The organism is Campylobacter vulpis (assembly GCF_014217995.1).
GTDB classification, from domain to species: Bacteria; Campylobacterota; Campylobacteria; order Campylobacterales; family Campylobacteraceae; genus Campylobacter_D; species Campylobacter_D vulpis.
In genome coordinates, this window is sequence record NZ_CP041617.1 from 1,233,471 (window position 1) to 1,251,681 (window position 18,211).

Sequence of the window (18,211 nt, forward strand, 5' to 3'; positions counted from 1 at the left end):
TTACTCCTTTACAATTTTTTCCAAATTTAAAGCACCATTGAGTAAGGTTTGTTCCTCATAAGCCCCACAAATTAGCTGGGCAGAAATGTTAAGTCCATTTTTATCCTTACCCACAGGCACACTAATGCCTCCAAGTCCTGCTAAATTCACAGAAATGGTATAAATGTCCTCCAAATAATTTTGCATAGGGCTTTTTTGCGTATCAAAAGTAAAAGCAGTTGTTGGCGTAACCGGCATAAAAATCAAATCGCAATCTTGCAAAATTTCCTCATACTTAGTCTTGATGAAAGCTCTAGCCTTTTGTGCCTTAATATAATAAGCGTCATAATATCCACTACTTAAAACAAAGGTTCCAAGCAAAATTCTACGCTTAACCTCTTCACCAAAGCCCTCACTGCGTGTATTTACATACATATCTTTTAAATTTTCACAATGCTCACTGCGTCTTCCATAACGCACCCCATCATAACGGCTTAAATTTGCACTTGCTTCAGCCGTAGCAATGATATAATAAGCCGCAATGTCAAATTCGTAATCTTGCAAAGTTCTATAAACTATTTCGTGTCCGTGTGCCTTTAAAGCCTCTATGCTTCTTAAAAGAGCAGATTTCACCTCCTCACTTGCGGCGTTAATATAATTTTCTATCACGGCGATTTTAAGTTTAACATTTGCGTTTAAATTTGTGCTTGTAGGCTTAAACTCGATATTTGCACTTGTGCTATCCTTTTCATCGTGTCCCGCAATGGCATCGTAAAGCAAGGCTGCATCTTCGACATTTTGCGTTAAAACACCGATTTGGTCTAAGCTTGAAGAATAAGCAGCAAGTCCGTAACGACTCACTCTGCCATAACTTGGCTTAAAGCCCACGCACCCACAAAAAGCTGCAGGTTGTCTTACCGAGCCTCCCGTATCACTTCCTAAACTTGCCAAAGCCAAATTTGCCGCTACTGCCGCCGCACTCCCACCACTTGAACCACCCGGAACGCGTGAAAAATCAAGCGGATTTAAAGTCCTACCATAAAAAGAGCTTGCAGTCGAACTTCCCATAGCAAATTCGTCCATATTGGCACGACCAAAAGGAGAAAAGCCGTTTTTTTTCAAATTCACAATAGCACTTGCATCGTAAGGGGCGACATAGCCTTGCAAAATCCTACTTCCACAAGTAAGATTCCAATCCTTAACGCTGATATTATCTTTAATCGCCACAGGCACACCCTCGCCTGAGTTATTTAAATCACAACCCAAAAATTGCTCCACAAAAGCACCGATTTGCCTTTGCTTTTTTGCTCTTTCATTAAGTTCTTTTTTTAAAGCCTCAAGCTCATTTTTAGAGTATTTTAACGCTTCTTTTAAAGTGATCATTTTTATCCTTTTTTCTTAATCAAAACCACAGCCAAAGCACTCAATAAAAGCACGGCAACTATGGTGCTAATGAGTAGTTCATTTGGCATAGGATTTTCAAACATTTAAAACTCCAGCACAACGCGGACAAATGTCCTCAATCGCTTCAAATTTCCAACACCTTTCGCATTTATGAAGTTTTGCTTTTATAATGGCAAAACGCTCATTTTCCACCTCAAATTCGCAAAGTTTTTCACCACTATGTAAATGTTCAAGCCCACTTACCATAAACCAGTCTTTCATCTCACTTTCTGATAAGGCATTGATTTGACTTGAATTTGTTTGTAAAATTAATTCAAGGGTCGATTTTATCATTTTATCTTTTTTAAGCTTGTCGATATTTTCAAAAAAGCCCTCCCTAACTTTCAGTAAAAACTCATCTTCAATGCCAAAATTAAAGTCAAATTTTTCACTAAAATTTAAATCAAACACATCTAAAGCATCGTTTTTAATACAAGTATTTGTATGCTCTAGTGCCTCATCAACACTATAAGTTAAAAATGGTGCTAAAAGGCTTAAAAGCTTTCTGGCAATCAAAGCCATCGCAATTTGCGAACTTTTACGCTTAAGGCTCGTTTTAGCTTCACAATAAAGCCTATCTTTGCTAATATCTAAATAAATTCCGCTCAAATCGGCAATTAAAAAATTAAGCAAAGCATTAAAGCCTTTCGCAAATTCATAATTTAAAAATGCCTCTTCACTCATTTTAAAAACACGACTAGCCCTTGTTAAAATCCATTTATCAATGAAAGAAAAATCAGCGTCTTTCATATTGTCCAAATCATTGGTATTAGCAAGTAAAAATCTTATGGTATTGCGAATTTTTCGGTATTGCTCACTGACTTGTTTAAGAATATTTTCAGAAATTTTTAAATCCGTAGAATAATCACTCAAAAACACCCATAGCCTTAAAATCTCCACCCCATAAGTTTTAGCAACATAATCAGGAGCTATGGTATTGCCCTTAGACTTACTCATTTTTTGCCCCTTTTCATCTATGGTAAATCCATGTGTAAGGACATTTTCATAAGGAGCACACCCCCTCAAAGCCACACTTAAAAGTAAAGAGCTTTGAAACCAGCCTCTATGCTGGTCGCTTCCTTCTAAATACATATTAGCTATCTTTTCCCCTGCGTCAAATTTAACGCCTTCTAAAACAGCTTTCCAAGTGCTACCACTATCAAACCATACATCTAAAATATCATAAACTTTTTCTAAATTTTGAGGTTTATATTTAGAATTTGGCGGTAAAAGCTCACTAATGTCAAGCTCCCACCACGCATCAGCACCCCTTTCTTCAAAAATCTTTGCAATAAATTCTAAAACCTCATCATCAAAAATGACTTTCTTACTTGTCTTATCTCTAAAAAAGGCTATGGGCGTTCCCCAATCTCTTTGCCTTGAAATACACCAATCAGGGCGATTTTCCACCATAGAACCTATTCTTTTTGCACCATTTTCAGGATAAAATTTTGTCTTTAAAAGTTCCTCTTTTGCCTTTTCTCTTAAGCTTTTGCCATCTAATTTTGCCTCGTTTATTGCGATAAACCATTGCTTAGTCGCACGGTAAATCACGGGCTTATGTGTCCTCCAGCAAAAAGGATAAGAGTGTATAAATTTCGAAGCGTGGATAAGATTATCCCCTAAAAGTTCCAAAATTCTCTCATTTGCTTTAAAAATATGCAGTCCTATAAACTCGCTCAAAAGCTCTTCTGGTAAAAGTTTCTTAGTCCTTAAAGTCTCATCATACAAACCCGCCTCATCAACAGGCATCAACACTTCAATCCCATATTTTAAACACGCATAATAATCATCTTCGCCGTGTCCTGGTGCCGTATGCACAAGCCCTGTGCCTCCGTCCATTAAAACATGCTCACCTAAGATAAATGAGGAATTTCTAAGGTTAAGAGGATTAATCGCTGTGCTTTTTTCTAAAATTTTAGCCTCAAATTCTTGATCAATTTCACCCTTAGTGAAATTAAGTTCTGTCATATTTTTAAGCAAAGCTTTTGCAAAAATAAGCCCTTCTTTTGTCAAAACATAAAGCTCATTAGGATTTAAGGCTATGGCTTGATTTGCCACCAAAGTCCAAGGTGTAGTTGTCCAAATCACAGCCTTTGCCTTCCGCACTCCAAGCCTTTTTAAAGCCTCCTCGCCTAAATCAAAAGCTACAAAAGTGGAATAATCTTCTTTATCCTGATACTCTACCTCCGCTTCTGCTAAAGCTGACTTTGCCGCCCAGCTCCAAAATACAGGTTTGGAGCGTTCCACCAAAAGTCCTTTTTTAGCCACCTCACAAAGAGTGCGGTAAATCTCTGCTTCAAAAGCATAATCCATAGTCAAGTAAGGTTGCTGCCAATCTGCTATCACACCAAGACTTTTAAATTCCTCTTTTTGAATATCCACGAATTCTTTTGCGTGTTTTCTACAAAAATGACGAATTTCTTTTTTGCTTAAATTTTTCTTTTTTTCGCCAAGTTTGATTTCAACTTGTTGTTCTATCGGTAAGCCGTGGCAGTCCCATCCGGGCGTAAATCGCACCCTTTCACCTTTAAAATAATGAAGTTTAATAATCGTTTCTTTTAAAATTTTATTTAAAGCGTGTCCTATGTGAATATGCCCATTTGCATAAGGGGGACCATCGTGCAAAGTAAAACTTTGCGTCGCATTTTGCCGTTTAGCTTTCATTTTCTCATACGCATAATTTTGATGAAACCATTTTTTAAAGCGTTCCTTTTCAAATTCCGCTAAATTTGCCCTCATCGCAAAGCTGGTATTAGGTAAAAGTAAAGTTTCTTTGTAATCCATCATTCGCACCTAAGTTTTTTTAAATTCCAAATTTTACTGCATTTAAGTTTAAATTTGGTTATAATTCTAAGAAAAAGGGAATTTTATGAAACATTTGCTTTTTATTTTAGGAGATGAGCTTATCTTACATCCTGCTTATAAAGATTATATTTTTAGGGCTTATGAAGAAAAATTTAAAGAAATTAATGAAATTCATATCCAAACAAAGAGCGATAAAGAACTCCCCTTTTTACTAGAAAAATTAATGCAAGATTATGATTTTATAACAATTTTTGCTAGCACACAAAATTACGCCATAGTAGCAAAAATTTTAGCCACATTAAGCGATGATAATCTTATCTTAAAAGAACAAAATCTTGTGCCCGATAAAGCTCTTTATACTCACAATAGTTTTGCTTGTGAATTTGAAAATTCTAAAGTCAATCTTTTAAAAATCGACATTGAGGAAACTATGCCAAAACTTTTGGGAAAAATTGACTTAGGCTATGAGTATTTTTGTCTTTTTGGAATCGATGAAGAAAGTGCCCTACTTTTACTCGAAACCCTAACAAAAAGCTATAAAGTGAGTCTAAAATCGAGCAAAATTTTAGATAATCTTACCCTACTAAAAGTGAGCGATTTTCACGGCGGTACACTTGATGGCTTTTTACAAAGTGTTTCAAATTTATTTGCACAAAAATTCTTTTTAGGTAAAGACCCTTTGCGTTTTATCGTTTCTAAATTAATGCAAAAGGGGCTTAAAATCTCCTTTGCGGAAAGCTGCACGGGGGGACTTTGTGCGAGTGAGCTTAGTAAAATTTCAGGCATAAGTGCAATTTTTGAAGGTTCTATTGTAAGCTATTCAAACCGCTTAAAACACGAGTGGTTGGGTATTAGCGAGAGTATTTTAGAAAATGGTGGAGAGTATAGTGAGCGTTGTGTTTATTTTATGCTTAAAGGGATTTTTAAAACGGCAAAGCCCGATTTTGCCCTAGCCTTAAGCGGAGTGGCTGAGGGTGAAGATAAGGACATAAAAGCAGGCAATATTTATATAGGAGCGATGTTTAAAGATGGAACTTATATCCAAGAACTTTTGCAACTAAAAGGAGATAGAATTTTCATACAAAAGCAAGCCGTTTTAGCTGCCTTTTGCCTTATGATGAAACTTAAGCCTGAAATTTTCATTTAATTTTCAATAAAAATTTAATGATGATTTATTAAATTTCTATAATATTTTTGCAAGATTTCTCATTTTCAACAGGGTCAAAAATGAATTTACCAAATTTTCTAGCTATTTTAAGAATGATTTTAGCACCGCTTTTATTTTTTGTCCTTACCTTTCCCTTTGAAAATGTGCATCAAAGCTGGATTAATTATTTTGCCACTCTACTTTTTTCTTTAGCGGCTTTAAGTGATTTTTTTGACGGATTTATAGCAAGAAATTGGGGGCAGACGACAAAATTGGGTGCTATTTTAGACCCTTTAGCAGATAAAATGCTTATCTTAGCCGCTTTTTTAGGGCTTTTGCTTTTAGATAGGGCAAATGAATGGGTAATTTACCTTATTTTAGTGCGTGAGTTTTTTATCACAGGCTTTAGAGTTGTTATGGTGAGTGAAAATTTAGATGTGAGTGCTTCTTTTGCAGGTAAGCTTAAAACAGGCTTTCAAATGACCGCCATCATCTTTTTGATGCTTGATTGGATTTTTGGTGATATTTTGCTTTACATTGCCCTTGCACTTACGATTTACTCGGGTTTTGAATATGTTTATCACTATATCAAACATAGGAAAAAACAATGAAAAGCCTTCTTTTTCTTTTGATCATCTTAATTTTAGGCTTAAAATTTTACTCCGTGCAATTTTTAGCGACTATTTTTGCCATTTCCTTTTTAATATTTTTTCACGAATTAGGACATTTTTTAGCCGCAAAATCTTTAGGTATAAGGGTAGAAATTTTTAGCATAGGTTTTGGCAAAAGCTTTTTTGAGAGAGAATTTAAAAACACAAAATACCGCTTGAGTGTCTTACCACTTGGAGGTTATGTCAAACTTAAAGGGCAAGATGATTTAAATCCCGCTTTAAGAAATTACGATAAAGATAGCTACGGCTCACTTTCTCCTCTCCAAAAAATTTACATACTCTTTGCAGGACCCTTTTTCAATCTCCTTTTAGCCTTTTTGCTTTACATCGCCATAGCAAATTTGGGCTTAGAAAAAGCCTCCGCTAAAATAGGCTTCATCGCTCCCAATTCAGCCGCACAAGAGATGGGACTTTTAGAAGGAGATATCATTAAAAGTATCAATGGTGTCAAAATTCAAAGTTTTGATGAAATCCCTGCCCTACTCACTCCAAACGCCTTAATAATCGAAATTCAAAGAGAAGAAAAGCTTTTAAATTTTCTCATTACACCAAAAACTGGACAAGCTTATAATGAATTTGGACAAATCATGCCAAAACTGCAACTTGGAATAGCTCCAAGTAATGAAAAAATAAGCGTTAGCTACACAGGCTTACAAAGTTTAAGCTATGCCTTAGATGAAAGCATAAAAGCTTCTACTCTTATTATAAAAGGACTTTTCAAACTCATCAATGGCGATATAGAAGCAAAAAATTTAGGCGGCATCATTACTATGGTTGATTTGACTTCAAAAGCTGCAGAAATAAGTCTTTCGTGGCTTTTATTTATCACAGCTTTAATTTCTATCAATCTTGGAATTTTAAATCTTTTACCCATACCTATGCTCGATGGAGGACATATTTTATTTAATTTTTACGCCCTTATTTTCAAAAAAGAAGTTCCACAAAAAGCCTTTGAATATCTAAGTTATGGCGGTATGGCTTTACTTTTAAGCCTAATGCTTTTTGCGACCTTTAATGACATAGTAAGACTAACGCAAAATTAAATTTAACATAACTTAAGTATATTTAGCTATAATTCGCCCTTGCAATCCTTGCCTGTGAAAATGGGCTTAATATCCACAAGGAGAAAAGATGAAACATTATGAGGTTTTATTTATTTTAAAGCCTACGCTAACCGAAGAAGAAGTTAGCACGAAGTTGGAATTCGTTAAAGAAATTCTTAGTAAAAATGGTGCAGAAATTCAAACCATTGTGCCTATGGGCACAAGAAAACTCGCGTATAAAATCAAAAAATACGAAAGAGGAACTTATTTTGTCATTTATTTCAAAGCTCCTACAAGTCTAATTGCCGAGCTTGAAAGGGTGCTTAGAATTACCGAAGAGGTTATAAGATTTTTGATTGTTAAATATGAAAATAAGAAAGAAATTTCCGCTTGGGAAAAGCTTTCTCAAGGTATCAAGCAGTCAAAAAAAGAAATTAAACCTATAGAAGCCCCTGAAATTCAATAGGTAAAAAGATGTTTAACAAAGTTGTTTTGATTGGAAATCTTACTAGAGATATAGAAATGCGTTATGGGCAAAGTGGAACAGCCATAGGTTCTTCCGCTATCGCTGTTACAAGGAAATTTAGTGTCAATGGCGAGAAACGCGAAGAAACTTGTTTTGTTGATATTACCTTTTTTGGCAGACAAGCAGAAGTAGCAAATCAATATCTTTCAAAAGGAAGCAAACTTCTCGTTGAGGGGCGTTTAAAATTTGATCAATGGACTGATCAAAATGGTCAAAATCGCTCTAAACATAGCGTTCAAATTGAAAATATGGAAATGCTGGGTAATAATCAAAATGGTGCAAATAATTTTACCCCTAACAATTACGCAGAAACACAAAGCTACGATCCTTACACTAATGAAAATAGCAAAAAACCTGCACAAAAAACTCCCAATCAAAATCAAGAGAAAATTAGAGAAATCGATGTCGATGCTTATGATAGTGATGACAGCGATTTACCATTTTAAAAAGGAAAAATTATGGCAGAGAAAAGAAAATATTCACGCAAATATTGCAAATATACAGAGGCTAAGGTTGAATTTATAGACTATAAAGACACAACGATGCTAAAACACGCTTTATCTGAACGCTTTAAAATTATGCCACGCCGTTTAACAGGCACAAGCAAGAAATATCAAGAAATGGTAGAATTAGCCATAAAGCGTGCAAGACATGTAGCTCTTATCCCTTATATAGTCGATAGAAAAAATGTAATTAATAATCCTTTTGAGGGATTATAAAAACTACCCTAAGGCGTCCAAAAGTTCTCTTTTGCGACTAGCCTTAGCTTTTCATTAATGAAAATTTCTTCATTAACTCCTTCATTTAGCTTTGAAAACACGCTAATATTCACAATAATCACGCCGTCCTTAGATAAATTTGCATCTGAATTAATATTTATCAAACGACCATTTTGACATTCAGCAAAGGCATAAAAATATTCAAACTTGATTTTATCTTTAACATTAGGATAAGAAAAGCTGATGGAATTTAAGCACTCAAATCCCTCTTTTTTAGCTTGAAAAAGGGCATATTTAGCAAGTTCTTTAGTGTTTGTTCTTAAAATTTTAGCTTGAGTATAAGCATAACTATCTTTTAAAAATCTTGGCGTATAGCTTGAAATATTTAATCCCACACTTATCGAAAATCCCACAAAAAGCGTTAAAAATACGACACCAAGTAAAACATAAGCTTTTTTCATAGGATAAGCATTTTTTCTAAACAATGTGAAAAATGTGATTTCTGCACACAAATTTTAATCCATAAAGCTCCATTTTGCTCTCTCAATCTAAAATCTTGGACAAAATCGAGCAACAAAGCCTCTTGTTTCAAATTTTCATTAAATATTTTGGGTTTGAAGGTGTATTTTAAAGCGTTATCTTCAAATTTGAATTCAACTTTGGCTTTTAAGGGATAAAAAACTCCCTCACTTTGAAAATTTGCAGGATTTAAAAGCTCAACTTTTCCATCCTTTAAAGCATAAAAGCTCCCATCTTTATCTTTAAAAAGATCTATTTTATTTTGCAAAAGATGAGCAAAATCACTCTTTGGAGAATAAAAGCTCGTATGATTTTTTAAAATCAACATTGAATTGACTAATTTTAACTTACCATTTTCAAGCACAAAAATACTTTCATCATCTTTCAAAAAACAGGAGAAATTTTCATTTGTAAATTCCAAATTTACACATTTTAAAAGGATATTTTCCAAATTGAATAGAGTTTGATTTAATTTTAAAATCACTTCATTTTGCTCCAAAGACTTTAAGTGTAATAAATAAAATTCTCTCAAAGGCTTTGCCATAAGCATAAAAATAATAGAAAAAATAATCAAAACAATCATTAATTCAAGCAAACTAAAAGCTTTTTTCATTGTAAAAATACTGCCTATAAGCTTTATCAAAAGGCTCTATTTTTTTTAATTCAAAAATTTCATCTTTTACAATTGTCTCTTTTAATCGTAAGGGTTTTAGCATATCATTAGCAACAAAAATTTCTCTATCATTTGAATGCATTAAAAGTCTTGCTTCAAGGGCGTAGAGTCTTTCAAAAAACTTTAAGGTTGCATTATTTTTATCAACTTGTGTATAAAAAAGCGAAATTGAACTAAAAATAAAAGCCAAGATAATTATAGAAATTACAAGCTCGACAAAAGAAAATGCTCTTTTCATTTGGAGCTGATATAAACAGCCTCCATAAATGCCGCTCTAATAGCCCTTTCTTCCAACACCTTCACGCCTTTTATACTCACACCAGCAGGTGAGCAAACACTTTCTTTGATAAGAGCTGGGTGCTCGTGAGCTAAAAGTGTAGAAAAGCTTTCAAAAAGTCCTTGCGTGAGCTTTAAACTTAACTCCTTATCTAAACCCCTATACACACCCCCATTTGCAAGAGCCTCAGCCACTAAAGAAAGAAAAGCTGGCGCACAGCCACTTAAAGCCATAGCACTTGGCATTTGCTTTTCACTACTTAATTCATAAGCATTACCAAAACTTGTTAAAATTTGCACTATCTCTTCTTTAAAAAGCCCATTTTTTAAGATAAAAGGCGTGGTAGAAGCTTTATATTTAGCAGCGACATTTGGCATAATCCTTGCAATATTTTGAGCTCTAATACACTCTAAATCTTTCAAGCTAGTATTTGCCAAAACAGAAATTAAAATTCTTGCCTCTCCTTTTAAAATTTGAGACATTTCATTTAAAGCGTAAGGTTTAAAAGCTAAAATAACATTTTTATTTTCCAAATCAAATTCGTTATAAAGTAAAGTCTTAAAACCTTCTTTTCTTAAATATTCAAGTTTTTGAACCTCACGCCCCACTATATAAATTTCATAAAAATCTCTCAAACCATAAGCTAAGGCACTCGCCATAGCACCATTTGCAAGGATATAAATGCTAGACATTATTTTTTAATGTAATTAGAAATTTTTTCTGCTTGAAAAAAATCAGGATAATGGACCGTATCTAAAATAACTTGTGCCATAGTATTATTATCTAAATTAATTACTACTGGAGCAAGAAAATTTACCGTGGATTCTTCAATAGTCTTTGCTAAAGCGACTATATTAAAAACCTGCTGTTTAGATTCTGGCGTGAGTGAAAGTAATTCCTGGTAATAAGTAGGTATATCAAATTCATAATCAGGGCGTATGAGATAGGGATTAATGAGAACAAAAGAGAAGTCCTTGCCATCAAGGCTTTTAAGCCTGACAAATATCTCATCTATGGTTGTAAATTCCATATTCTTAGTTTCTTCAAAACCCAAGATAGGGCACTTAACAGCTAGAGTCATTTTATCTCCTCAAGTTTTATAATTTTAATTTTAACATAAATAAGCAATAATAATTCCAATTTTTTATTTTTTTACGAAATTAAGGCTTATTAATCAAATTTGATTAAAATTACGCTTTTATTTTAAGTAAGGTTTATCGATGAAAAAGAAATTATTGATTTTATCTTTGATTATCACTTTTTTCACAGCTTGTAGCACGAAAAATAAAGATGAGCTTTATAATCTTAGCCCATCACAATGGTATGCGCAAATTATTAAGGATTTACAGGATAAAGATTTAGAAAAGGCGGACACGCATTATAGCGGTATGGCAAGTGAGCATATTGCAGACCCTCTATTAGAGCCTATACTCATCATACTAGCTCAAGCACATATGGACGAAGAGGAATATCAACTAGCTGAATTTTACTTAGATGAATATAATAAAAAATTTGGAAATTCCAAAAATGTCGATTATACGCGCTATCTTAAAATAAAAGCTAAATTTGAAGCCTTTGCTGTGCCAAATCGCAATCAAGCCTTAATGCTCCAAAGTCAGCAAGAAATCGATAATTTTCTAAAAGAATATCCAAACACACAATACAAGCCTTTAGTGCAAACTATGCTGACAAAATTTAATATTGCCGTGTTTTATTTAGACAGCACCATAGCGGATTTATACAATAGAACAGATAGACAACAAAGCTATGAGATTTACCAAGAAAAATTACAACAATCAGAATTTTTTGAAAGAAGTATTATAACACCTGAACTTCCTTGGTATAGAGCAATATTTGAAAAATTTTAAGAGTTAAAAATAGGAGAAATGATGGAATTAGAAGACATAGTGGCTGTTAGGCAAATTTTTCCCGTTTTAATTGAAGATGAGCTATTTTTATATCCTTTTATGATAACACCCATCTTTATTAACGATTCTAAAAATTCTAGTGCTTTAGATAAAGCTCTTAAAGATGATAATATGATTTTCGTTGCCCCTTCAAAATATGAAAATGGTCGAAGTTTTGATGAAATTTATGATTGTGGCGTTATAGGCAGCATAATGAGAAAAGTGCCTTTACCAGATGGACGCATAAAAATTCTTTTTCAAGGGCATTCTAAAGCGAGAATTACAAAAAGAATTTCTAACAAACCCCTAGAAGCTAGAATTGAACCCATAATCGAAGAAGAACTAGAACCCAAAAAAAAGAAAGCTCTTTTAGATGTTGTAAAGGAAAAAGTAAAAATTCTCTCTAACATTAGCCATTATTTTTCACCCGATTTGCTAAGAACCATTGAAGAGGGTGTCGATGCTTCAAGAATTTGCGATTTGATTTTAAATACCATAAGGATAAAAAAGCAAGATGCTTACGAATTTTTTATCCTTTCAAATTTAGAAATCAAACTTATCAAACTTATTGATTTGTTAGTGGAAGAAATCGAAACCAATCGCTTACAAAAAGATATCAAAAATAAGGCACACTTAAGAATTGACAAAGCAAATAAAGAATATTTTCTTAAAGAGCAATTAAGACAAATTCAAAGAGAATTGGGCTCAGACACACAAAAAGAAGATGAAGTCAAAGAATATTACAAAAAACTAGAACTCAAAAAGCCTTTTATGCACGAAGATGCCTACAAAGAAATCAAAAAGCAAATTGAAAAATTTGACAGAATTCATCAAGACAATTCAGAAGCCTCTATGATACAAACCTACATAGAAACGGCTCTTGATGTGCCTTTTGAAAAAATTTCTAAGAAAAAACTTAGCATTAAAGAAGTTATTAAGCAATTAGAACACGACCATTACGCCTTAGAAAAGCCTAAAAGACGCATTGAAGAATATTTTGCCGTGCGTGAGCTTTTAGAAAAAAGAAAGATAAATGATAAAGACGGAGCAAAAGTTATATTATGCTTTTACGGACCTCCGGGCGTGGGTAAAACCTCTCTTGCAAATTCCGTAGCAAAAGCACTTAAAAGAGAATTGATTCGCATAGCTTTAGGAGGACTTGAAGACGTCAATGAGCTTCGCGGACATCGTCGCACTTATATAGGAGCAATGCCTGGACGCATTACGCAGGGCTTGATAGAGGCTGGACAAATTAATCCAGTCATCGTGCTTGATGAGATAGATAAGCTTAATCGCAGCTTTAGAGGTGATCCATCTGCTGTTTTACTAGAAATTTTAGACCCAGAGCAAAACTCTAAATTTAGGGATTATTATCTTAATTTTAATTTGGATTTAAGTAAAGCTATTTTCATTGCCACTGCAAATGATATTAGCAATATCCCCTCTCCATTAAGAGATAGAATGGAATTTATCGAGCTAAGTTCTTATACGCCTAATGAAAAATTTCAAATCACAAAAAATTATCTTATCCCAGATGAGCTTAAAAAGCACGGCTTAAAAGCTAGCGAATTCAGTGTGAGTAAAGATGGGATTGAATTACTCATTAGTGATTATACTAGAGAGTCTGGTGTAAGAACTTTACGCCGTAAAATTGCCGAGCTTTGCCGTAAGACTGCCAAACAAATTTTACTTGAAGAAACTAAGAAAATTAACATTAATGCTAAAAATTTACACACTTTCTTAGATAAAAAAGTCTATGAAATTCAAAAAAGAGAAAGAGAAAATAAAATAGGGCAGGTTAATGGACTAGCTTGGACTGCTGTGGGTGGAGATGTGCTAAAGGTTGAGGCAATTAAAATTAAGGGCAAAGGTGAATTGATGCTAACAGGTTCTTTAGGTGATGTGATGAAAGAATCTGCCAAAATCGCCTTTAGCGTCATTAAAGTCCTAATTGATGAAGGCAAACTTAAATTTCCTAAAAAAGCTTTGTTGGATAGCAAAACAAATATCTATGAGCAATATAATCTCCATATCCATGTCCCAGATGGAGCAACTCCAAAAGACGGACCAAGTGCTGGCATTACTATGGCTACGGCTATGGCGTCCATTTTTAGTGAAAAAAAGGTGCGAAGTGATGTGGCGATGACAGGTGAGCTTGACTTAAATGGGAGGGTTCTGCCCATAGGTGGTTTAAAAGAAAAGCTTATAGCCGCTTATAAAGCTGAAATGACAACAGCACTCATTCCTACAAAAAATTACGAAAGAGATTTAAAAGATATCCCACAAGAAATAAGGGACAATATGAAAATTATCGCTGTAAGGGAATTTGAGGAAGTGTTAAAATATTCTTTAATGTGATATTTGCATTATTTTCTATAAATGAGGGTATGAAGCCAAAACCCTTATTTATAGATATTAAATACTAATTCAATAAGCTTAAATTTCACAAAGTGAAAAATGATAAAATCGCTATTATCACTCTTTAAAATAAAAATTAAATTCGTTTTTAGTGTAACTAAACCCTGCTTTCTCATAGAAGCGGACGGCTTTTTGATTGAGTTTATCTACAAAAAGTTTTAGTTGTGTTTTTGGGTGGCGTTTGATGAGGGTATTTAGTAAGGCAAAGGCGACATTTTTGTGGGCTAAATTCTCACGCACAGCGATAAAGTCGATATATAAGCCATTTAAAATATTAGTATAAAGCAATCCTCCGCAAATTCTACCCTTTTCTTTGTAAATGAGGCATTGATGTAATTTATCCTCAAGTTCTTTTAAGGAAAATAAAAAAAGATAAGTTGTATCAAAAAACTGCGAAAAAAACTTCCTAAGCTCCGCAATATCTTCATTTTTAGCCTCTTCGATGAAAGAATAATTTTGCGGAGTAAATGTGGGGCTTAAAAGTTGCATTTGAGCGTGTTTAATGAGTATATTAAAGCCGTTAAGTTTAAGAAATTCTTCATTTTGTGTGAGATAGGTAGGATTTTTACCTAAAATTTTTACAAAACTTTTTTGTAATTTAAAATCTCGCACTTCACGGACGAAATAATATAAAAAGTTATGCCTATCATAGAAGAAAAAATTCTCCCCATTTTGCAAGATTGTGATATTTTGGAGTTTAAGCTCTTCTTCAAAAAAGCTTAAATTTTCTAAATGGTTACTTAATTTAAAGCCCTCGTAATAAAATCGTTTAAATTCCTCAAATTGACGCATAAAGGGCTAACCTATCCACCTTACTATTAATGTTTAAAGGAAGTTTTGCAAGTTTAATGCTCTGCTTTGGCAGCATATAAGCTGGCAATTTTTGCTTACAAAACCCCTTCAAATCAAGCTCCTCTTCACTCTCATAAAAAGCAATGAGTTTATCATCTTTAAAGACACAAGCACTATTTTTAATCTTTGCGTGGGAATTTAACACAGCTTCTATTTCACCAAGCTCTATTCTATGTCCTTTAAATTTGATTTGATTATCAATTCTTCCATAACATAGTAATTCCCCAAATTCATTATAAGCGACAATATCTCCTGTTTTATAAAGTAAGTCTAAATAATTGTTATGTAAAGGATTTTGTATAAAGGCTGCTTTTGTTTTTTCCGTGTCATTGTAATAACCTAAAGAAAGGCTAGTTCCTCTTACATAAAGTTCTCCCTTTTTCCCTACTTCATTAATGAAATTTTTATTTTCATCAAAGACTAAAAGCTCTGTATTTTTACAAGCTTTTCCTATGGGTAAAAGCTCATCATCTTTAAATTCTCTATCTACCTTATAAAAACAACACACATCAGTGATTTCAGTTGGTCCGTAAAGATTGGCAAAGAGGGTGTGGGGGAGATGAGAACGCCAAATGTTTAAAGTCTTAGCACTAAGCAAATCCCCTCCGCATAAAATTTTCCTTAAATGTTTTAAAGGATAAGGTTTTAAACTTTCTTTATCGGGCGCGAAATAATTATAAATCACAGGCTTCCAAAAAATCATCGTGATTTTTTCCTTTTCCAAATAAGACAAAATTTCATCGGGAAAGGCAAAAGAGGCATTAGGGATAAGGTGTAGTGAGCCTCCATTAACCACACTTCCAACGATGTCAGGCAAGGACGCATCGACATAAAGCGGCGCTTGATTAGCTATCACTTCATTTTCATCAAGCTCAAATTCCTCACTCACCCAAAAAGCATAATCAATCACACTTTTATGACTTATGCTTACTCCCTTAGGCACTCCCGTGCTACCACTTGTAAAAAAGACATAAAGTAAATTGGTATCAATATGTCTTAATCTAGCCTTTGTTAAAGCTTCTTCATCTCTTTCATAACTTTCAAAATCTTCTGTATAAAGTGTAGCTAAATCAAGCTTTAAATTTAAACTTTTTGAAGTGATGAAAGCCTTAGGTTTTAAAACACTAATGATTTTTTCTATTCTTTCAAGGGGCATTTTTTCATCAAGTAGGGTATAAAAATTCCCACTCTTTGCCACAGCAAAAAAACTAATAAGCGTGTTAATGCTTTTAGGTAAGATGATTAAAATAGGACTTTGCGTAAAAGTAGGTGTGAGAGTGCTTAAAAGTTTGCTAGCAACCTTTTGACTTAAATCATCAAATTCTTTATAAGTGATACTTACTCCCCCCATTTCCTTAAAAAGCATTTTTTGAGGGAATTTTTTCACACTTTTTTGTAAAAAGTCATCAATATGACATATCATCTTTTCTAGCCTTTCATCGTTTTTTTGTATAATAATCTAAATTTCAAAACAAAAGGCAAAAAATGCTTGTGGATAAAACTTATAAGATTAAAAGTTGTGATGATGTAGAACTTGGGATTAAGAGAGAAGCAAAATTAGAATACCGCATTAGCTATGATGAGACAAAAGAACTTGAGGCTATCGTCTTTATCATAGGAGGTTTTGGCAGTAGCACTAATCTTTGCTTTATGGATTTTGCGAGGCAAAATTTAGCACAGAATTTTCCTGTTTTAGCGGTTAATGTCTTTTATCATTGTTTTTTCAATCGTTTTAATGAGGAGGATAGAAGATATTCTGCTAAACTTGCAAGTTTTGAGCCAGACATACGCAATTTAAAAACTCTTTTAACGCACACTCAAATTCCTTTTCAAAATGATTTAAATGCTTTTCATTACCACCCCCTATTAAATGAACGGATTAAGCATTACAAACAGCAAGGTCTCATCAAAAAAGACTCCACCCTAGCAGGGTTAAGCTATACCATACTCCCCGCCAATGATGAGTATCAAAATTATGGCATTATGGCAGCACTTGATCATATTTTTGTCCTTAAAAACCTTTACAAAAAACTCCCTAGCACACGGGGGGGGGGGGGGGTAGCCTCCCTGCCTGTGATTTATGGAGGTAGCTCTTATGGGGGCTACCTCGCACACTTAATCGCTAAAATTGCCCCGTGGCACGCTCAAGCCATTTTGGATAATTCTTGCTCGCCTTTACCGCAATTAGACTACATTGTGGGGAGGGAGCTTGGAAACGACCAAAGTGAGCTTACGACTTACGATGGGGACTTGATGATACGGCTTTATTCTAAAACTTTTTGGACTTGTGATGCGAATTCTAAATATTGCTTTACTCCGGCACATTATAAAATTCGCTCTTTACTTAACACAGAGCATTTAAAAATTCAAAGTGAGTATGCTAAGGATACACTTTTTATCAGTTATCACTCAGCCCATGATGAATTTGGCACTGCAAAAGATAAAGAAAAGCTTTATGAGCTTTATAAAGCATTAGATTTTAAGGCAAAACTACATCTTATAAAAGATGAAAAAGAACTAGATAAAAAATTCATTAGAAGTTTAAATCACAGCCTTGGTATGAGTGATAATGGGCTTTTTCGTAAGGAACTACCCACTATTTTAGAGCAATTTAGAACGAAAGTTTTCACACAAAGACAGGGGGAAATTAGCTATCCTTGCGGAAATAAAATTTTCACTTTCAAAGATGAGGGCGAGAAATTTCTTCTTGAAATTTCTTAATTTAACTTCCATAAGCCTCATCTAGCATTTTTTTAATGCTTTCAAAATCCTCAAAATATGTCATTTTGATATATTTTCTATCAAGAGTTTTTTGATAGTGCTTTTCTATCTCTGCGACTAAAGCCATCACATCAATACTATCGATTTCATTATTGCTTACCAAATTTTTCATATTTTCATCGATGTCATCTCTACCGATTTTCATAAAAAATTCTTTAATTATTTGCATTACGCCTCCTTGTTTAAAATATACAGAACTATCGCTAAAATCCCATTTTGCTGTTAAAAATTTAGATAAAAGTCAAAAACGATAAAAATTATAATCTGGTTGCGAAGGGGAGATTTGAACTCCCGACCTTCGGGTTATGAGCCCGACGAGCTAACCACTGCTCTACTTCGCGTTATGAGTTTAGAAGTGGATGGGGTAAAGGGATTCGAACCCCTGAATGACAGGACCAAAACCTGTTGCCTTACCGCTTGGCGATACCCCATCAAAATTGAAAGTGAG

Annotated in this window: 19 protein-coding genes and 2 tRNA genes; 9 read left to right on the forward strand and 12 right to left on the reverse strand. The window is 33.9% G+C overall.

Annotated features, from left to right (window positions below; translation table 11 throughout):
* Together gatA and ileS are read right to left on the reverse strand one after the other, a co-directional pair.
* Complete coding sequence (gene gatA / locus CVULP_RS06345; protein ID WP_099461838.1) at positions 1–1,362, reverse strand: Asp-tRNA(Asn)/Glu-tRNA(Gln) amidotransferase subunit GatA; 1,362 nt, start codon at positions 1,360–1,362, stop codon at positions 1–3.
* Between the two features lie 96 nt (positions 1,363–1,458).
* Positions 1,459–4,209, reverse strand: coding sequence for an isoleucine--tRNA ligase (gene ileS / locus CVULP_RS06350; protein ID WP_099507762.1), 2,751 nt, complete (start codon positions 4,207–4,209; stop codon positions 1,459–1,461).
* Positions 4,210–4,294: 85 nt separating this feature from the next.
* Here ileS and CVULP_RS06355 point away from each other — a divergent pair, with 85 nt between their 5' ends.
* From CVULP_RS06355 to rpsR, 6 genes are all read left to right on the forward strand, one after another.
* Positions 4,295–5,377 (forward strand): CinA family protein, encoded by a 1,083-nt coding sequence (locus tag CVULP_RS06355; protein WP_099507760.1) that lies wholly within the window; start codon positions 4,295–4,297, stop codon positions 5,375–5,377.
* Between the two features lie 80 nt (positions 5,378–5,457).
* The gene (gene pgsA / locus CVULP_RS06360; RefSeq protein ID WP_099507757.1) at positions 5,458–5,988 is read left to right on the forward strand and encodes a CDP-diacylglycerol--glycerol-3-phosphate 3-phosphatidyltransferase; all 531 of its coding nucleotides are present in this window, start codon (positions 5,458–5,460) and stop codon (positions 5,986–5,988) included.
* A complete protein-coding gene (gene rseP / locus CVULP_RS06365; protein ID WP_099507755.1) occupies positions 5,985–7,091 on the forward strand; it encodes an RIP metalloprotease RseP in 1,107 nt (368 codons plus the stop codon). Before pgsA ends, rseP begins: the two co-directional genes overlap by 4 nt.
* An 88-nt stretch (positions 7,092–7,179) precedes the next feature.
* Positions 7,180–7,557, forward strand: a complete 378-nt coding sequence (gene rpsF / locus CVULP_RS06370) for a 30S ribosomal protein S6 (RefSeq protein WP_099461848.1) — start codon at positions 7,180–7,182, stop codon at positions 7,555–7,557.
* A gap of 8 nt (positions 7,558–7,565) precedes the next feature.
* Positions 7,566–8,063 carry a single-stranded DNA-binding protein gene (locus tag CVULP_RS06375; protein WP_099461851.1) on the forward strand — a complete coding sequence of 166 codons (498 nt, stop codon included), beginning with the start codon at positions 7,566–7,568 and terminating at the stop codon, positions 8,061–8,063.
* 12 nt (positions 8,064–8,075) lie between these two features.
* Positions 8,076–8,336, forward strand: coding sequence for a 30S ribosomal protein S18 (gene rpsR, locus CVULP_RS06380; RefSeq protein ID WP_099461854.1), 261 nt, complete (start codon positions 8,076–8,078; stop codon positions 8,334–8,336).
* An 8-nt stretch (positions 8,337–8,344) separates the two neighbouring features.
* On the opposite strand, the gene CVULP_RS06385 is transcribed toward rpsR, so the two are convergent.
* Genes CVULP_RS06385 through fliW form a run of 5 tightly spaced genes read right to left on the reverse strand, consistent with a single transcriptional unit; the run spans position 8,345 to position 10,886 of the window.
* Positions 8,345–8,797, reverse strand: coding sequence for a hypothetical protein (locus CVULP_RS06385; RefSeq protein ID WP_099461856.1), 453 nt, complete (start codon positions 8,795–8,797; stop codon positions 8,345–8,347).
* Positions 8,794–9,468 (reverse strand): PulJ/GspJ family protein, encoded by a 675-nt coding sequence (locus CVULP_RS06390; protein ID WP_099507753.1) that lies wholly within the window; start codon positions 9,466–9,468, stop codon positions 8,794–8,796. The genes CVULP_RS06385 and CVULP_RS06390 overlap by 4 nt, the downstream gene beginning before the upstream one ends.
* A complete protein-coding gene (locus CVULP_RS06395) occupies positions 9,452–9,766 on the reverse strand; it encodes a type II secretion system protein (protein WP_099461861.1) in 315 nt (104 codons plus the stop codon). Before CVULP_RS06395 ends, CVULP_RS06390 begins: the two co-directional genes overlap by 17 nt.
* Positions 9,763–10,497 (reverse strand): pyrroline-5-carboxylate reductase, encoded by a 735-nt coding sequence (locus tag CVULP_RS06400; RefSeq protein WP_099507752.1) that lies wholly within the window; start codon positions 10,495–10,497, stop codon positions 9,763–9,765. Before CVULP_RS06400 ends, CVULP_RS06395 begins: the two co-directional genes overlap by 4 nt.
* Positions 10,497–10,886 (reverse strand): flagellar assembly protein FliW, encoded by a 390-nt coding sequence (gene fliW / locus CVULP_RS06405; protein WP_099461865.1) that lies wholly within the window; start codon positions 10,884–10,886, stop codon positions 10,497–10,499. Before fliW ends, CVULP_RS06400 begins: the two co-directional genes overlap by 1 nt.
* A gap of 139 nt (positions 10,887–11,025) precedes the next feature.
* Between fliW and CVULP_RS06410 the strand changes: the two genes are divergently transcribed.
* Together CVULP_RS06410 and lon are read left to right on the forward strand one after the other, a co-directional pair.
* Positions 11,026–11,673: an outer membrane protein assembly factor BamD gene (locus CVULP_RS06410; RefSeq protein ID WP_099461867.1), complete on the forward strand. Its 648-nt coding sequence runs from the start codon at positions 11,026–11,028 to the stop codon at positions 11,671–11,673.
* A gap of 21 nt (positions 11,674–11,694) precedes the next feature.
* Positions 11,695–14,070 carry an endopeptidase La gene (gene lon / locus CVULP_RS06415; protein ID WP_099507750.1) on the forward strand — a complete coding sequence of 792 codons (2,376 nt, stop codon included), beginning with the start codon at positions 11,695–11,697 and terminating at the stop codon, positions 14,068–14,070.
* Positions 14,071–14,187: 117 nt separating this feature from the next.
* On the opposite strand, the gene CVULP_RS06420 is transcribed toward lon, so the two are convergent.
* Both CVULP_RS06420 and CVULP_RS06425 read right to left on the reverse strand, forming a co-directional pair.
* On the reverse strand, positions 14,188–14,922 hold the full coding sequence (locus CVULP_RS06420) for a GNAT family N-acetyltransferase (protein ID WP_099507748.1): 735 nt from the start codon (positions 14,920–14,922) through the stop codon (positions 14,188–14,190).
* Positions 14,909–16,405, reverse strand: a complete 1,497-nt coding sequence (locus CVULP_RS06425; protein WP_265415653.1) for an amino acid adenylation domain-containing protein — start codon at positions 16,403–16,405, stop codon at positions 14,909–14,911. Before CVULP_RS06425 ends, CVULP_RS06420 begins: the two co-directional genes overlap by 14 nt.
* A 62-nt stretch (positions 16,406–16,467) precedes the next feature.
* On the opposite strand from CVULP_RS06425, the gene CVULP_RS06430 reads away from it, so the two are divergent.
* A complete protein-coding gene (locus CVULP_RS06430; protein WP_265415654.1) occupies positions 16,468–17,703 on the forward strand; it encodes a DUF2920 family protein in 1,236 nt (411 codons plus the stop codon).
* Position 17,704: 1 nt separating this feature from the next.
* Here the strand turns inward: CVULP_RS06430 and CVULP_RS06435 are convergent, their stop codons facing one another.
* The 3 genes from CVULP_RS06435 to CVULP_RS06445 form a co-directional block, all read right to left on the reverse strand.
* Positions 17,705–17,932, reverse strand: a complete 228-nt coding sequence (locus tag CVULP_RS06435) for an acyl carrier protein (protein ID WP_099461264.1) — start codon at positions 17,930–17,932, stop codon at positions 17,705–17,707.
* A 96-nt stretch (positions 17,933–18,028) separates the two neighbouring features.
* Positions 18,029–18,104 (reverse strand) — tRNA-Met (locus CVULP_RS06440).
* 15 nt (positions 18,105–18,119) lie between these two features.
* Positions 18,120–18,194: transfer RNA gene (locus tag CVULP_RS06445), tRNA-Gln, on the reverse strand.
* Positions 18,195–18,211 lie beyond the last annotated feature (17 nt).

What these genes read in the sequence shown, in the direction of transcription:
- rpsF (WP_099461848.1), top strand. Translation starts at nt 7,180, where the DNA reads ATGAAACATTATGAGGTTTTATTTATTTTAAAGCCTACGCTAACCGAA.
- CVULP_RS06390 (WP_099507753.1), bottom strand. Translation starts at nt 9,468, where the DNA reads ATGAAAAAAGCTTTTAGTTTGCTTGAATTAATGATTGTTTTGATTATT.
- CVULP_RS06420 (WP_099507748.1), bottom strand. Translation starts at nt 14,922, where the DNA reads ATGCGTCAATTTGAGGAATTTAAACGATTTTATTACGAGGGCTTTAAA.
- CVULP_RS06410 (WP_099461867.1), top strand. Translation starts at nt 11,026, where the DNA reads ATGAAAAAGAAATTATTGATTTTATCTTTGATTATCACTTTTTTCACA.
- lon (WP_099507750.1), top strand. Translation starts at nt 11,695, where the DNA reads ATGGAATTAGAAGACATAGTGGCTGTTAGGCAAATTTTTCCCGTTTTA.
- CVULP_RS06430 (WP_265415654.1), top strand. Translation starts at nt 16,468, where the DNA reads ATGCTTGTGGATAAAACTTATAAGATTAAAAGTTGTGATGATGTAGAA.
- gatA (WP_099461838.1), bottom strand. Translation starts at nt 1,362, where the DNA reads ATGATCACTTTAAAAGAAGCGTTAAAATACTCTAAAAATGAGCTTGAG.
- CVULP_RS06400 (WP_099507752.1), bottom strand. Translation starts at nt 10,497, where the DNA reads ATGTCTAGCATTTATATCCTTGCAAATGGTGCTATGGCGAGTGCCTTA.
- pgsA (WP_099507757.1), top strand. Translation starts at nt 5,458, where the DNA reads ATGAATTTACCAAATTTTCTAGCTATTTTAAGAATGATTTTAGCACCG.
- CVULP_RS06355 (WP_099507760.1), top strand. Translation starts at nt 4,295, where the DNA reads ATGAAACATTTGCTTTTTATTTTAGGAGATGAGCTTATCTTACATCCT.
- CVULP_RS06385 (WP_099461856.1), bottom strand. Translation starts at nt 8,797, where the DNA reads ATGAAAAAAGCTTATGTTTTACTTGGTGTCGTATTTTTAACGCTTTTT.
- rpsR (WP_099461854.1), top strand. Translation starts at nt 8,076, where the DNA reads ATGGCAGAGAAAAGAAAATATTCACGCAAATATTGCAAATATACAGAG.
- CVULP_RS06435 (WP_099461264.1), bottom strand. Translation starts at nt 17,932, where the DNA reads ATGCAAATAATTAAAGAATTTTTTATGAAAATCGGTAGAGATGACATC.
- CVULP_RS06375 (WP_099461851.1), top strand. Translation starts at nt 7,566, where the DNA reads ATGTTTAACAAAGTTGTTTTGATTGGAAATCTTACTAGAGATATAGAA.
- ileS (WP_099507762.1), bottom strand. Translation starts at nt 4,209, where the DNA reads ATGGATTACAAAGAAACTTTACTTTTACCTAATACCAGCTTTGCGATG.
- rseP (WP_099507755.1), top strand. Translation starts at nt 5,985, where the DNA reads ATGAAAAGCCTTCTTTTTCTTTTGATCATCTTAATTTTAGGCTTAAAA.
- CVULP_RS06395 (WP_099461861.1), bottom strand. Translation starts at nt 9,766, where the DNA reads ATGAAAAGAGCATTTTCTTTTGTCGAGCTTGTAATTTCTATAATTATC.
- CVULP_RS06425 (WP_265415653.1), bottom strand. Translation starts at nt 16,405, where the DNA reads ATGATATGTCATATTGATGACTTTTTACAAAAAAGTGTGAAAAAATTC.
- fliW (WP_099461865.1), bottom strand. Translation starts at nt 10,886, where the DNA reads ATGACTCTAGCTGTTAAGTGCCCTATCTTGGGTTTTGAAGAAACTAAG.